Annotated in this window: 12 protein-coding genes; 6 read left to right on the forward strand and 6 right to left on the reverse strand. The window is 71.4% G+C overall.

Annotated features, from left to right (window positions below; genetic code table 11):
• Positions 1-399: 399 nt before the first annotated feature.
• The gene (locus ACIA8F_RS11840) at positions 400-1,419 is read right to left on the reverse strand and encodes a LacI family DNA-binding transcriptional regulator (protein ID WP_399378143.1); all 1,020 of its coding nucleotides are present in this window, start codon (positions 1,417-1,419) and stop codon (positions 400-402) included.
• 151 nt (positions 1,420-1,570) lie between these two features.
• Here ACIA8F_RS11840 and rhaI point away from each other — a divergent pair, with 151 nt between their 5' ends.
• The 6 genes from rhaI to ACIA8F_RS11870 all read left to right on the forward strand — a co-directional run bounded on the left by rhaI (position 1,571) and on the right by ACIA8F_RS11870 (position 10,866).
• Positions 1,571-2,737, forward strand: a complete 1,167-nt coding sequence (rhaI, locus tag ACIA8F_RS11845; protein WP_399378144.1) for an L-rhamnose isomerase — start codon at positions 1,571-1,573, stop codon at positions 2,735-2,737.
• A gap of 86 nt (positions 2,738-2,823) precedes the next feature.
• Positions 2,824-4,863, forward strand: coding sequence for a bifunctional aldolase/short-chain dehydrogenase (locus ACIA8F_RS11850; protein WP_399378145.1), 2,040 nt, complete (start codon positions 2,824-2,826; stop codon positions 4,861-4,863).
• A 7-nt stretch (positions 4,864-4,870) separates the two neighbouring features.
• Positions 4,871-6,343, forward strand: a complete 1,473-nt coding sequence (locus ACIA8F_RS11855; protein ID WP_399378146.1) for a rhamnulokinase family protein — start codon at positions 4,871-4,873, stop codon at positions 6,341-6,343.
• 397 nt (positions 6,344-6,740) lie between these two features.
• Positions 6,741-9,968: a discoidin domain-containing protein gene (locus ACIA8F_RS11860; protein WP_399378147.1), complete on the forward strand. Its 3,228-nt coding sequence runs from the start codon at positions 6,741-6,743 to the stop codon at positions 9,966-9,968.
• Complete coding sequence (locus tag ACIA8F_RS11865) at positions 9,965-10,291, forward strand: L-rhamnose mutarotase (protein WP_399378148.1); 327 nt, start codon at positions 9,965-9,967, stop codon at positions 10,289-10,291. The genes ACIA8F_RS11860 and ACIA8F_RS11865 overlap by 4 nt, the downstream gene beginning before the upstream one ends.
• 101 nt (positions 10,292-10,392) lie before the next feature.
• On the forward strand, positions 10,393-10,866 hold the full coding sequence (locus ACIA8F_RS11870; RefSeq protein ID WP_399378149.1) for an ATP-binding protein: 474 nt from the start codon (positions 10,393-10,395) through the stop codon (positions 10,864-10,866).
• Between the two features lie 36 nt (positions 10,867-10,902).
• Here the strand turns inward: ACIA8F_RS11870 and ACIA8F_RS11875 are convergent, their stop codons facing one another.
• The 5 genes from ACIA8F_RS11875 to ACIA8F_RS11895 form a co-directional block, all read right to left on the reverse strand.
• Positions 10,903-12,132, reverse strand: coding sequence for a PP2C family protein-serine/threonine phosphatase (locus ACIA8F_RS11875; RefSeq protein WP_399378150.1), 1,230 nt, complete (start codon positions 12,130-12,132; stop codon positions 10,903-10,905).
• Between the two features lie 365 nt (positions 12,133-12,497).
• Entirely contained in the window at positions 12,498-12,812 is a 315-nt protein-coding gene (locus ACIA8F_RS11880; RefSeq protein WP_399378151.1) for an SCO5918 family protein, read from the reverse strand.
• Between the two features lie 67 nt (positions 12,813-12,879).
• Positions 12,880-13,062: a hypothetical protein gene (locus tag ACIA8F_RS11885; RefSeq protein WP_399378152.1), complete on the reverse strand. Its 183-nt coding sequence runs from the start codon at positions 13,060-13,062 to the stop codon at positions 12,880-12,882.
• A 47-nt stretch (positions 13,063-13,109) separates the two neighbouring features.
• Positions 13,110-14,630, reverse strand: coding sequence for a DEAD/DEAH box helicase (locus ACIA8F_RS11890; protein ID WP_399378153.1), 1,521 nt, complete (start codon positions 14,628-14,630; stop codon positions 13,110-13,112).
• Positions 14,631-14,952: 322 nt separating this feature from the next.
• Positions 14,953-15,156 carry a cold-shock protein gene (locus ACIA8F_RS11895; protein ID WP_112446604.1) on the reverse strand — a complete coding sequence of 68 codons (204 nt, stop codon included), beginning with the start codon at positions 15,154-15,156 and terminating at the stop codon, positions 14,953-14,955.
• Positions 15,157-15,264: the final 108 nt, after the last annotated feature.

The raw sequence follows: 15,264 nt of genomic DNA on the forward strand, positions 1-15,264 counted from the left end.
CGGGCCCCGGCACCGGACGGTTCCCGGACGACAGCAGCCGAGTCCGGGCAGGACGGGACCGCGTACGACGGGTACGTGGGGTGAAGGGAAGCGCGGGTCTGTGCCGCGCGGCGCAGCGTCAGCCGGTGACGGGACAACCCGTGGTCGTGACACGCACGTAGTCGACGTGGCGACGGGTCACGAGTACGGTCATGGGCCCAGGTAACCACAGGCGGGGCGGGGCGCACCAGGTCTTTCGGCCAAACCGGCGAGATACCGGGCCGAGCCGACGGAGACCGAGGTCGGCTGCGAGAGCCCGCCCAAGTCCCCGCCCTCGCCTACGAGTCCGGCGTGGCCGCCCCCGCCGCGCCGTCGAGGTGCCGTGCCGACGGCCGTCGCGCCGGTACGGCGACGCCGAGCTCAGCCGGGCAGCGGGACGGTCAGCGTCGAACGCCGCACCACCAGCTCCGGCTCGAACACGACCTGGCGGTGCCGGTGGGCCGCGCCGCCGGGGCCGGTCTCCTCGGTGAGCATCTCGGCCGCCGTCCGCCCCATCGCCGCCGCGGGCCGGCGCACCGAGGTCAGCGGCACCGCGGCCGCCGCGGCGAACTCGATGTCGTCGTAGCCGACGATCGCGAGGTCCTCCGGTACCCGCAGGCCCGCCGCGAACGCGGCCTGCAGCATCCCGAGGGCCAGCAGATCGTTCGCGCAGAACACCGCGGTCGGTCTCGGCAGCATGCCCAGCAGGCGGGCGCCGGCGTCGCGGCCCGCCGCCACGTCCAGCCCGTCCACCTCCAGGTCCAGCAGGACGGCGTCGCGGCCCGCCAGCGCCCGCAGCGCGCCGCTGCGACGGTCGGCTACCTGCTGCAGCCGGTGGCGGCCCCCCGCGAAAGCGATCCGGCGGTGGCCGCTCGCCAGCAGGTGCCCGGCCGCCAGGGCGCCGCCCCCGACGTCGTCCACCGACACCGAGCAGGCCTCCAGCCCCGGGGCCATCCGGTCCACCAGCACGAAGGGCACGCCGCCGCGACGGAGCGCCGCCGCTCCCGACCCCTCCGCGTCGGCCGGTGTCAGCAGCACCCCGCGCACCCGCTGCTCCGCGAAGAGGGCGAGGTGGTCCGCCTCGTCGGCGAGCCGCTGGGCGCTGTTGCAGACCATCACGACCAGGCCCGCCGCGCGCGCCGCCTCTTCGGCCCCGCGCGCCACGGAGACGAAGAACGGGTTGCCCAGGTCGAGGACCAGCAGACCGATGACCCGGCTGCTGCCGGAGCGCAGCTGGCGGGCCGACTCGCTTCGCACATAGCCGAGTTGACCGATCGCAGCCCGGACCTTGGCCAGGGTCTCCTCGCCGACCGTCTCCGGCCGGTTGATCACGTTGGAGACCGTGCCGACCGACACGCCGGCCGCCCGTGCCACGTCCTTGATGCTCGCCGCGCCGCCCATGTCCCACCATTGAAAGGTTTCACCGGCTCCGACGGCCGGCCCTGAGATCAGGCTAAGACATCACAACTACGCTGCTCCGTCGGTGCCTTGACGCCTCCCGCGGTGCCACCTACCGTCGTTCTGAAACGATTCACATCGTGGAGGTGCTCCGGTGGCCGACCTATCCGCCGTGAAGGACGCCCTTCGGGCCCAGTGCATCGAGACGCCCTCGTGGGGCTACGGGAACTCGGGAACCCGCTTCAAGGTCTTCGCCCAGGCAGGCGTTCCCCGCGACCCGTTCGAGAAGCTCGCCGACGCGGCCCAGGTGCACGCCGCCACCGGTGTCGCCCCGAAGGTCTCGCTGCACATTCCCTGGGACCGGGTCGAGGACTACGGTGCGCTGTCCGCCCACGCCCGTGAGCTCGGGCTGGAGATCGGCGCGATCAACGCGAACGTCTTCCAGGACGACGACTACAAGCTCGGCTCGGTCGCCCATCCGGACCCGCGGGTACGCCGCAAGGCTCTCGACCACCTGCTGGAATGCGTCGACATCATGGACGCCACCGGCTCGCGCGACCTCAAGCTGTGGTTCGCCGACGGAACCAACTACCCGGGCCAGGACGATATTTCGGCCCGGCAGCAACGTCTGTCCGAGGCCCTGTCCGAGGTGTACGCACGGCTCGGCGAAGACCAGCGGATCCTGCTGGAGTACAAACTCTTCGAGCCCGCCTTCTACGCCACCGACGTCCCGGACTGGGGCACCGCGTACGCGCACTGCCTGCGGCTCGGGCCCAGGGCCGCGGTGGTCGTCGACACCGGGCACCACGCCCCCGGCACCAACATCGAGTTCATCGTCGCGTTCCTGCTGCGCGAGGGCAAGCTCGGCGGCTTCGACTTCAACTCCCGCTTCTACGCGGACGACGACCTGATGGTCGGCGCCGCCGACCCGTTCCAGCTGTTCCGGATCCTGCACGAGGTCACCGGGAACGGAGGCTTCGCCCCCGAGGCCGGCGTCGCGTTCATGCTCGACCAGTGCCACAACATCGAGGCGAAGATCCCCGCGATCATCCGCTCGGTGATGAACGTCCAGGAGGCCACGGCCAAGGCCCTGTTGGTCGACCGCCCGGCCCTGTCGGCCGCTCAGAACGCGGGTGATGTACTCGGAGCCAACGAGGTGCTGATGGACGCCTACGCCACCGACGTCCGTCCGCTGCTGGCCGAGGTCCGTGCCGAGTCCGGACGAGACCCGAACCCGGTCGCGGCCTACCGGGCCGGCGGCTGGGCCGAGAAGATCGTCGCCGAGCGGGTGGGCGGCGACCAGGCCGGCTGGGGGGCCTGACCCCGCGGCCGCGCGGGCCGGCCCGCACCCTCCTCGCGCACCCCCACGAGAGCGCCCCGCCACCCGAGAAGGAAGCCGCTCCCGCCATGGCCCAGCACCCCGTCGTCGCCGCCCTCCTCGCCCGTTCCCGCCGGCTGGGATCGGATCCGCGCAACACCAACTACACCGGAGGCAACACCTCTGCCAAGGGCGCCGCCACCGACCCCGTCACCGGGAAGCCCGTCGACCTGATGTGGGTGAAGGGCTCCGGCGGCGACCTCGGAACCCTCACCGAGGGGGGGCTGGCCGTGCTGCGACTGGACCGCCTGCGCGCCCTCGCCGACACCTACCCGGGCGTGGAACGGGAGGACGAGATGGTCGCCGCGTTCGCGTACTGCCTGCACGGCGAGGGCGGCGCGGCTCCGTCCATCGACACCGCCATGCACGGCCTGGTCGACGCCGCGCACGTCGACCACCTGCACCCCGACTCCGGCATCGCGCTCGCCACCGCCGCCGACGGCGAAAGGCTCACCGCCGCCTGCTTCGGCGACGCGGTGCCGTGGCTGCCCTGGCGCCGACCCGGCTTCCAGCTCGGCCTGGACATCGCCGAGCTCCGGCGGACCCACCCGCGGGCCGTCGGCTGCGTCCTCGGCGGTCACGGCATCACCGCCTGGGGCGCCACCAGCGAGGAGTGCGAGGCCAACGCCCTGTACATCATCCGCACGGCCGAGGCCTTCCTGGCCCGCCACGGCAAGGCCGAGCCGTTCGGCCCGCGGCTGGACGGCCATCAAGCCCTGCCGGAGGCCGAACGCCGCCGGCGCGCCGCTTCGCTCGCCCCCGTCATCCGCGCTCTGGCCTCCACCGACCGCCCGCAGGTCGGCCACTTCACCGACGCCGCGCCCGTGCTGGAGTTCCTCGCCCGCGCCGAGCATCCCCGCCTGGCCGCCCTGGGCACCTCCTGCCCCGACCACTTCCTGCGCACCAAGATCGCCCCGATGCTGCTCGACCTGCCCGCCAGCGCCCCCCTGGACGAGACGATCGCCCGCCTGGGGAAGCTGCACACCGACTATCGGGCCGGCTACCGGGCCTACTACGAGCGGTACGCCACCGCGGACTCGCCCCCCATGCGCGGCGCCGACCCGGCCGTCGTCCTGGTCCCGGGCGTCGGCATGTTCTCCTTCGGCAGGGACAAGCAGACCGCGCGCGTGGCCGCCGAGTTCTACCTCAACGCGATCAACGTGATGCGCGGCGCGGAGGCGGTCTCCCGCTACGCCCCGATCGAGGAGCGCGAGAAGTTCGCCATCGAGTACTGGGCACTGGAAGAGGCGAAGCTGCGTCGGATGCCCGCGCCCAAACCGCTGGCCACTCGCGTCGCCCTGATCACCGGCGCGGGCTCCGGCATCGGCAGGGCCATCGCCCACCGCCTGGCCGCCGAAGGCGCCTGCGTCGTCGTCGCCGACGTCAACACCGCCACCGCCCGGGCCGTCGCCGACGAACTCGGCGGCCCGGACCGGGCCGTGGCCGTCACCGTCGACGTCACCTCCGAGGAGCAGATCGCCGAGGCCTTCCGCACCGCGGTACTCGCCTTCGGCGGTGTCGACCTGGTGGTCAACAACGCGGGCATCTCCATCTCCAAGCCGCTGCTGGAGACCACCGCCGAGGACTGGGACCGGCAGCACGCGATCATGGCCCGCGGCTCGTTCCTCGTCTCCCGGGAGGCCGCCCGCACCATGATCCGGCAGGGTATGGGCGGCGACCTCGTCTACATCGCCTCGAAGAACGCGGTCTTCGCGGGCCCCAACAACATCGCGTACTCCGCCACCAAGGCCGACCAGGCCCACCAAGTTCGTCTCCTGGCAGCCGAGTTGGGCGAACACGGAATCCGCGTCAACGGCGTCAACCCGGACGGCGTGGTCCGCGGCTCGGGCATCTTCGCCGGCGGCTGGGGTGCCCAGCGCGCCGCCACCTACGGCATCGCGGAGGAACAGCTGGGCGCGTTCTACGCCCAGCGCACCCTCCTCAAGCGCGAGGTGCTGCCCGAGCACGTCGCCGCCGCCGTCTTCGCCCTCACCGGCGGCGACCTCGCCCACACCACCGGCCTCCACATCCCCGTCGACGCCGGCGTCGCCGCGGCCTTCCTGCGCTGAGGCGGCCGTGACGCCCCGGACCCCGGACACCCCGGCCGCCTTCGCCGCGGCGGACCTCGGCGCCACCAGCGGACGGGTGCTCGTCGGCACCGTCGGCCGTGACCGCCTCGACCTCGCCGAGACCCACCGCTTCGACAACACTCCCGTCCAGCTCCCGGACGGGTTGCACTGGAACGCCCTCGGCCTGTACCAGGGCGTTCTGGACGGCCTCCGCGAGGCCGCCGCGCGCTGGGACCTCGCCTCCGTCGGCATCGACAGCTGGGCCGTCGACTACGGGCTCCTCGACGCAGACGGCGCGCTCCTCGGCAACCCGTTCCACTACCGCGACCCGCGCGGCGCCGCCGCCGTCCAGGCCGTCTGGTGCCGCCTCCCGGCCCGTGAGCTGTACCGGATTACCGGCCTTCAGCACCTGCCGTTCAACACGGTCTTCCAGCTCGCCGCCGAGAAGCACCTCGACCGGGCCCGCACCCTGCTCCTGCTGCCCGACCTGATCACCCACTGGCTCACCGGAACCGTCGGCGCAGAAGTCACCAACGCCTCCACCACGGGCCTGTACGACGCCCGCACCGGCGCCTGGTCCGCCCCGGTCCTCACCGCGCTCGGCCTGGATCCGGCCCTCCTGCCCGCACTGCGCCGCCCCGGCGACCACGCCGGCACCGTCCTTTCGCACGTCGCCGCCGCCACCGGCCTGCGCCCCGGCACCCCCGTGGTCGCGGTCGCCTCCCACGACACCGCCTCGGCGGTCGCCGCCGTCCCCGCCGACACGGAGGAGTTCGCCTACATCTCCTGCGGCACCTGGTCGCTCGTCGGCCTCGAACTCGACGCCCCCGTTCTCACCGACGCCTCCCGCGCCGCCAACTTCACCAACGAACTCGGCATCGACGGCACGGTCCGCTACCTCCGCAACGTCATGGGCCTGTGGCTCCTCAGCGAGAGCCAGCGCACCTGGCGCGCCCGTGGTGAGCGGCACCATCTGACCGAGCTGCTCGAACGCGCCGCCGCCGCGCGCCCGTTCGTGGCCCTCGTCGACCCCGGCGCCCCCGAGTTCCTCGCCCCCGGCGACCTGCCGGCCCGCCTCGTCGAGTGGTGCGCCCGCACCGGCCAGCACCTGCCCGAGGACCAGGGCGCCGTCGTCCGCTGCATCCTGGAGAGCCTGGCTCTGGCGCACCGTCACACCCTGTACCAGGCGGCTCAATTGACCGGTCGCACGATCCGCGCCGTGCACCTGGTCGGCGGCGGCAGTCGCAACGCCCTGCTGTGCCGGCTCACCGCGGACGCCACCGGCCTGCCCGTCATCGCCGGCCCCGCCGAGGCCACCGCCATCGGCAACATCCTCGTCCAGGCCCGCACCCACGGCCTGGTAGGGGACCGCGGTGCCATGCGCCGCCTGGTCGCCCGCACCCAGCGCCTGCGGCGCTACGAGCCCTCCGGAGACATCCGCGCGTGGGACGCCGCGGCCGCCCGTGTGGGGCTCGCCTGACCTGAGCCGCACGCATGGACGCACGCACGCGCGGACGCGGCACCACGTCCCCTCGTGCAGAGAGTGACGATCGGTCAAATATTGCCCAAGTTCCCATGGTTGTGGATCCGTCGATCTGGAAATACTCCCTTTACCGAAGGGAAACGTACTGGCCGTCAGGTGGCCGGGTGCACATATTCCCGATGCGATCGCGCGACCAGCGGCTGCCCTTCGTGTAATCCCCGACCTCGCCGTCCCTGCTGTGAGCTGCCCGCACGCCGTCACCAGGACTCCGAACAGCGAGGCCTCGCGTCGACCGAAAGACGCGCCGCAAAACAATTGCGGGCGGGCCGAACAGGTCTGAGAAAAAGGACTGTTCGGCCCTCGAAGCCACATTCTCAGAGCTCGGAGGGTTTCCATGCGCACGCGTCGCCGCAGATCCCTGCGTCTCCTGGTGTGCCTGGCGCTGTCACTGTCCGCAGTGCCGCCGGCCATCCTCGCCGCGTCTCAGGCCGGCGCTGCCGCCGGGCCGACCGTGTGGGTCCTGGACGCCACCGACCGGCCCTTCACCTCGACCACCCCGCCGGGCGGGGCGCCGACCGGGATCGAGCTGTACGCGGCCCGCAACGCCTACGAGGCGGCGCAGATCCTGGTGCGGTCCGGTTCCGCGCAGACCGGGGTGTCCGTCACCTCGGGGGCGCTGACGGGCCCCGGAGGCGCGGTCATTCCCGCCGCGAACGTCACCACGCGCTACGAGTACAACCACCCGAACATCCAGAAGGTCGGCAACGTCCAGAACCCGCCCGACGGTGGGACCGCCTACTACGACGCGCTGATGGACAACAGTCCGCAGTCGGTGTCGGCGAACACCACGTACGCCGCCTTCTACCAGGTCTACGTGCCGGCCGGTCAGGCGCCGGGCGTCTACACCGGCAGCGCCAGGGTGAACAGCAGCCTGGGCGCCGTCACGGTGCCGGTGTCGGTGACCGTGTACAGCGCCACGATCCCGCCGACCTCGAAGTCCACGTTCAAGATGAACAACTGGTTCTCCTCGGCGGGCTGGGACTACGCCGGTACCGAGGCGTCGATCCCGAACGAGTACGGCGTGCAGATGTACGACGCCAACTGGTGGACCGTCGAGGCGAACATCGCGGCGAACATGGCGCGGCACCGGAACAACGTGATCTACGCCGACCCGGTGGCCCTGCTGATCCCGGACACCACCGTCGACGCCGCGGGCCGCTTCACCTTCGGCTGGTCCACCTTCGACCGGTTCGTCAACCTCTTCGTCAGCGCCGGGGCGATGCAGTACCTCTACACCCCGACCCTGCTGGAGCCGCCCGCCTCCGGTCCGCACCTCGACACCCTGGTGCCGGCCAACGGCGTCAGCGGCGCGGTCAAGCACGCCCTCTGCCAGCCCAACTCCGCGCCGGCCAACGGCTGCCCGGACACCAACAACTGGTTGAACCAGTTCTTCCCGGCGCTGAAGGCGCACCTGGACGCCAAGGGCTGGACGGACACGTTCTACATGAGCGCCCTGGACGAGCCCACGACCACCCAACAGGCCACGGCTGCCAACTGGCTCTACACCCTCTACGAGCGGTACTTCCCGAACCCGCGCACCAACGAGGCGCAGCTGACCACCTTCACCGGGGACGCGGCCCATCTGTCGACGCAGACCCCGCTCTCGTCGACCTACGACGCGAACGTCGCGCTCTACCAGAGCTACCGGATCGGCGGCAAGGACCTGTGGCTGTACAGCTGCATCCTCCCGCAGGGCTCGTACATGAACCGCTTCACCAGCAACCACCTCAGCGGGACCCGGCTCATCCCCTGGCTGACCTGGAAGATCGGCGGCGAGGGTTACCTGCACTGGGGCTGGAACTACTGGCACGACGGCTTCAGCGAGCCGTACCCGGCCGCCGACACCTTCAACACCGGCCAGACCGGAGACAGCTGGCTGGTCTACCCGAACAAGGCCGCCTACGGCATCTACGACAGCCTCCGCAGCGAGGCCCAGACCGCGGGCCTGCAGGACTTCGAACTGCTGCAGCAGCTGGCCGCGGTCAAGCCGCAGGCTGCACGCACCCTGGCCGAGACGCTGATCACCAACCCGGCGGCGTACGACCCCTCCGGATGGAGCGTCGAGGGCCGGCACAAGCAGCTCCTCGACGAGCTGGCGTCTGAATCCGATGATCTGGCGCTGCCGTTCACGGACGACTTCGGCGGCGGCGACCACTTCTGGACCCACACCCGCGGCACCTGGTCGACCAGCGGCGCCCGGTACGCGCAGTCCGACGCGTCGGCGAACTGGGGATACGTCTCCTACCTGCGCGGCCGGGGCTACACCGACGTCTCGGTCGGCGTGGACCTGCAGATCACCGGAGTGAGCTCGTCCGGCGGAAGCACCAACTGGGCCGGTCTGATGATGCGTTCGGCCAACGGCACGGACCTGGACTCCGGCTACCTGATCGCCCAGCGGGACAACGGCCAGGTGTTCGTCTACCGCAGCGGCACAAGGATCGGCCAGGCGTCCGTGCCCGGCTACGTACCGGGACAGCGCACCCGCCTGCGCGTCGTGGCACGCGGAAACACGCTGAAGGTCTACTCCGGGACCGGGCAGGCGCCGGTGCTGACCGTCAGCGACGCGGCGTTCACCGCGGGCGACGTGGGTCTGGTCACCGGCGGCGCCAGCGCGAACTTCTGGAACGCCCGGATCGTGCCGACCTCCCTCGCCCCGGCGGAGAGCGCCGCCGTCACCGCCTCCAGCTCGTACGAGGCCGACGGGTGGGGAATCCGCTCGGCGGTCGACGGGCAGCGCCCGTCGGCGCCGAACGCCGCGGGATGGAGCAGCTCCGGCAGCAGTGCCACCAACCACACCGAGTGGATGCGGCTGGACCTGGGCGCGACCCGGCCGGTGAGCCGGGTGGACCTCTACCCGCGCAGCGACGGAGCCAACGCCGGTCAGGGCTTCCCGGTCGACTTCACCGTCCAGACCTCCACCGACGGCACGAACTGGACCACGGTCACCACCCGGACCGGGTACCCGAGGCCCGGCGCCACGGCGCAGACCTTCCCGTTCGCGACGGTCGGCGCGCGCTACGTGAAGGTGACCGGGACCAACCTGAGCAGGGATCAGTTCGGTGACTACCGGATGCAGTTCGCCGAGATCGAGGCCGTCGGCGGAGATCTGGCACCGGGCCGCACGGCGACCACCTCCAGCTCCGTCGAGTACCCCAACGAGGGCTGGCTGACCGCGAACCTCACCAACGGGACCCATCACACCGACCTGTGGAACTCCTCGGGCTGGAGCAGCGCGGGGTCCGCCACCCCGAACACCACGCAGTGGGCGCGGGTGGACCTCGGCGGCCCGTCAAGGATCGGCCAGGTCACGTTGTACCCCCGTGACGACATACCGAACACCGGGCGCGGCTTCCCGTCGGCCTTCACCGTCCAGGTCTCGGCCGACGGTACGAACTGGACCACCGTCGTATCGAGGAGCTCGTACCCGCGCCCCGGAGCCGGCGGCCTCTCCTTCACCTTCGCCGCCACCACCGCGCGGTACGTGAAGGTCACCGGCACCACGCTCACCGCCGACCAGTTCGGCGTGTACTACATGCAGCTGGCGGGGATCGGTGTCTCATGACGAAGCACCGGATCTGCTTCCTGCTCCAGGTGAAGGCCGAACTGGGCGACGAGTACCGCGAGCGCCACGCCCAGGTCTGGCCGGAGATGCTCGATGCCCTCCGGGCCGCCGGCTGGACCAACTACTCCCTGTTCCTCCGACCGGACGGCCTGCTCGTGGGCTACCTGGAGACCGAGGACTTCGACCGGGCCCGCGAGGCGATGTCCGCCACCGAGGTGAACGCCCGCTGGCAGGCCGAGATGTCCCGCTACTTCGAGCACCTGGACGGCACGCCGGCCGACCAGGCGATGGCACCGCTGACGGAGGTGTTCCACCTGGACTGAGAGTCCGACGACGCATTCATCTCGTGATCTTGTGTAGGGCCGCAGTTTCGGGGTATCCGGCTCGAAGCAGCCGTCCGGCTTGCTCGGGATGAAGGTGGCGAATGGCTGCTGTGGTGCTCCAAGACGAGTGTGAGTTGCTGGGCAGCCGCCCGATCGTGTCGGCCATGGCGCTGGACGGCAGTGAACCGATCGCCGGGGCCAGGCGTGCCGCCCGCGGTTTCATGACCGACGTGCAGGCCGTTCACGGGCTTCCGGTGTCGGACCGTGCCATGAGCCTGGTCGAGCTGGTGGTCAGCGAGCTGGTGACCAACAGCTACAAGTACGCGCCCGGGCCGTGTCTGCTGGAGCTCGAGGTGAGCGCCGGCGTCGTGGAGATCAGCGTGTGGGACACCGCCGCGCAGCTGCCCGCGGTGAGCTCGGCTGATCCGAGCCGGATCGGGCAGCACGGCCTGGAGATCGCGATGGCGGTGTGCCGGAGTTTCGAGGTACGGCGCGAGCCCGTGGGCAAGCGGGTGAAGGTCACGATCGGGCTGGCCGACGACCCGGGCGGGGCGCCGGCCGGACAGCTTCTGTGATCATGCCGGTCGGGCCTGTCACCGGTGCCGGGCGGGTCACGTACGTGCCGGTGGTGAGGCGTCGGTGAGATCGGCGCCGTGGGCGGCGTCGCGCTCGGAGTGGTGGACGCCGTGCCAGTCCAGGCACATGACCGTCGCGTCGTCGTCGAGGTGCCCGTCGGCGGCGTCGACGACCGCTTTGATGAGGGTGCGGGCGGCTTCGCGGGGATGCAGCTCGCGGGTCCGGACGACGAGCTCCGCGAGGCCGAGGTTCTCGGCGTGCCGCTCCAGCATGCCGTCGGTGAGCATGATCAGCCGGTCACCGGGCCGCAGATCCAGGCTCTGCACACGGTAGGTGTTGGGCTCGGACGGACGGATGTTGAGGCCGAACGCCCGGTCGACCCGCGGAACGAACTCCTCGACCTTTCCCGCGCGCATGCGCAGCGGCCAAGGGTGTCCGGCATTGACGAACTCGGTACTGCCGTCGAGGAGACTGATGCGCAGCAGCTGGCCGGTGACGAAGCCGCTGCGGGCGTGTTCGCGCATGGCCCGGTCGGCTTGGCGGGCTTGTTCGGCGAGGTCGGCGCCTTCCCGCCGGGCCCGTCGCAGGGCGCCCACCACCAGGGTGGCGAGCAGTGCGGCGTCCACGTCGTGGCCCATGGCGTCGGTCACCGACAGCTGGACGGTGTCACGGTCGATGACGTAGTCGAAGGTGTCGCCTCCGACATGCTCGGCGGGCTCCAGGGCGCCGGCGACCGCGAACTGCGCGGCCTCGCACGCCAGGGAGGCGGGAAGCAGACGGTGCTGGATCTCGGCGGCCAGGTTCAGCGGCTTGGTGCGCCGGCCCCACTGGTACACATCGGTGTGGGACCGGTTCGCGATGACGATGTAGGCCAGCGCGTGCGCGGTCTCGCCGATCTCCCGCATCGCGTCGGGGCCCGGCTCGGCGGGCAGGAACAGTTCGAGGAGTCCGATGGCGTCGCCGCGGTTGGTGACCGGGGCGACCACACGGACGTCCTGACCCTCGCCCCGGCGTTCGACCTGCGGCTGCTGGGTGCGGATGACGTCCTCGTACAGGGTGCCGCGCAGCAGGATCCGCCGGGGCGGCTCGTCGGTGTCGATGCTGTCGGCGGTTCCCAGACGTACGACGGAACTGCCCGTGAAGTCGGTGATCAGGAACGACACGGCCGCCGCCTGAAGGTGCTCCTTGAGCATGCGCGCGACCACGTCCAGCGACTCCACCGGAGCGGCGGCCTCCGCAGCCTCCAGCGCCCCCGCCAGGGTCATCGGCTCACCGCGGCGGCTCGCGCTCGCGGCAGGGCGGGACGTCCGCCCGCCGCCCGGCTCTCCTGCGGTCACAGTGGCCCCTCCAGTTCAATGCCGCCCGGGGATTTCGTCCCGGATGCACGATCCGCGCCGAGGCGGCACCGGACAGGCCCCCATTGCACCACGAGGGCCGCGGGGCCCGTCCCAACGACAGGGTGATCGGCCCGACCGGAGACGGGCCGGCCGGAGACGGGCCGACCGGAGACGGGCCGGCACCGTGATCCTCACGCTTCCGCCGACCGTACGTACGCGGAAGGGCCCGAGCGGCGCGTGCCGGTCGGGCCCCTCTTCGCTGTGCGGGTGGCGGCGTGCGCCGGGCTCAGCGGTCAGGCGGTCACGGGGGTGCCGAGCATCGCGGAGGCCCGCTGGAGCGGGCTGAGCACGCGCGTGGCCAGGGCGGGCCGGGGAAGGGCGCCGCGGCAGGTGAAGCCGAGCTGGGTCATCGCCCGGAGGACTTCGCCGGCACTGAAGTCGCGGCGGTCCTGGCGGGTGATCACCTGCCCGACCTGCTTGACGGGGTAGGTGCGGCGGCCGATGATCACGGAGTCGCCGGTGACCTCTTCGGGCTTGATGCCCTTCATCGTCTCCAGGACGCCGCTCTTGGTCAGGTCGAACGGGAAGCGGGCGATGACACAGCGCATGTTGCCTCACAAGGCGAAGAGGGGAACGGTCCGACCACGGTGAGGTGGCCGACCGCGGTGAGGTGGTTCAGCGGGCGAGGGCGAGGATGCCCGGAGCGCTGCCTTGTCCATCGACGACGGGCAGGGCGGTGACCTTGCGGTAGCCCCTCGCGTGCTCGGCCCCGGCCCCGGCCGCCTCCATGGCGTGGTCCACCGTGCCGTGCGCCGGTTCGGCGTTCGTGGAGCGGCGCTGCATCTGGACCAGGGTCAAGAGGTTCCTCCTGCAGAGATGGGTCAGTGTGCGGATCACGTGGCTTCTCAGGCGGCCGCGTCGAATGCGACCTGACGCGCGTTCGCGCGCCGTGCGGCGGAGGCGGGCCCGCGCCGGCCACGGGAGGCCGTGCTGCGCTTGGGCCGCTCGGACACGGGTGCGGTGATGGTGACGGGGATGCCGGAGGGTGCCTGGGCGCCGGTGATCCGGGTGAGGACCTCGTCGCCGGAGCGGACCTGGGTGGTCTGCGGGGTGATGCCCGCGGCCTGCATGAGGCGGGTCATGTCGCGGCGCTGGTTGGGGGTGACCAGGGTGACGACGCTGCCGGACTCGCCGGCGCGGGCGGTGCGGCCGCCGCGGTGGAGGTAGTCCTTGGGGTCGGTCGGCGGGTCCACGTTGACGACGAGGTCGAGGTTGTCTACGTGGATGCCGCGGGCGGCGACGTTCGTGGCGACCAGGACGGTGACGTGTCCGGTCTTGAACTGGGCCAGGGTCCGGGTCCGTTGCGGCTGGGACTTGCCGCCGTGCAGGGCGGCGGCGCGGACGCCGTTGTCGAGGAGGTCCTGGGTGAGGCGGTCCACGGCGTGCTTGGTGTCGAGGAACATGATCACGCGGCCGTCGCGGGCGGCGATCTCCGTCGTCGTCCGCTGCTTGTCGGCGCCGTGCACGTGCAGGACGTGGTGTTCCATCGTGGTCACCGCGCCCTGCGAGGGGTCGACGGAGTGCACGACGGGGTCGGTCAGGTAGCGGCGCACCAGCAGGTCGACGTTGCGGTCCAGGGTGGCGGAGAACAGCATCCGCTGGCCCTCGGGACGCACCTGGTCCAGGAGCGCGGTGACCTGGGGCATGAAGCCCATGTCGGCCATCTGGTCGGCCTCGTCGAGGACGGTGATGGCGACCTGGTTCAGCCGGCAGTCACCCCGGTCGATGAGGTCCTTGAGCCGGCCCGGGGTGGCGACGACCACTTCGGCTCCGGCGCGCAGCGCCTGTGCCTGCCGGTAGATGGGCATGCCGCCGACGACGGTGGCCAGGCGCAGCTTGACCGCCCGGGCGTAGGGGGTGAGGGCTGCCGTGACCTGCTGGGCGAGCTCACGGGTGGGTACGAGGACCAGTGCGAGCGGCTGACCCGACTCGGCCTGCTGCCCGGCGGTGCGGGCCAGCAGGGCGAGGCCGAATGCCAGGGTCTTGCCGGAGCCGGTGCGGCCGCGGCCCAGGACGTCGCGGCCCGCGAGGGTGTTGGGGAGTGTGGCGGCCTGGATCGGGAACGGGGTGGCCATGCCCTCGCGGGTGAGCGTGGCGAGCAGCTGGGACGGCATCGCCAGGTCGGCGAAGGCCTCGACGGCGGGCAGCGCGGGGGTGATCGTCTTCGGCGGGGCGAATTCGCCCTGGATCGCGGCGGGCCGGCGACCGTAGCCGCCCGAGCGGCTCGGGGCTCCGGAGCGGCTCGGGGCCGATGAGCCGAAGCGGCTGCCCCGGCCCGAACCGGAGCCCGAGCCGGTGCCGAAAGCGGGGCCGCCGGTGCGGCTGCGGGTACGGGAGGAGCGCTCGTTCGTACGGGTGGGGTTCATGCGGAACCTTCCTTGATACGGCACGTATCAAGGAATTCCCGCAGCGTAGGAGCGGCGCAGGGAATTGCGAGAACGGGCCGAATGGAAATGCGGAAGCAGATCTGGCGGACAGGAAATCTGTACGGGCTCAGACGCTGAAAAGGGTGGCGCCATACGGGCGCGACAAACCAGAAACAATCCACTCGGGTTCGGCTCCGAGAGAGCCGGTCGGCCGAGTGTCTCCATGATCGATACCGCGGGTGAACCCACCGCGGGAAATGCGTGCAGCTGGGGCCCGCACCCCGAGGGATGCGGGCCCCAGCTGCACCATGCGTGTCAGTGCTTAGGCGGGAACGATGTTCTCGGCCGTCGGGCCCTTCTGGCCCTGCGCGATGTCGAAGGTGACCTTCTGGCCCTCGTTCAGCTCGCGGAAGCCCTGGGCGGCGATGTTCGAGTAGTGGGCGAACACGTCAGGACCGCCACCGTCCTGCTCGATGAAGCCGAAGCCCTTTTCCGCGTTGAACCACTTGACGGTACCAGCAGCCATGTCATATCTCCTTTGGGGCAATACATCGGCGACTGCACTGTGCGGACGCCGTGTCGCCGCGATGATGCCCCGCCCGGCAAAAGACCGGGAAATACAAAGCGCTTCCAG

This window comes from Streptomyces sp. NPDC051563, assembly GCF_044454225.1.
Taxonomy (GTDB): domain Bacteria; phylum Actinomycetota; class Actinomycetes; order Streptomycetales; family Streptomycetaceae; genus Streptomyces.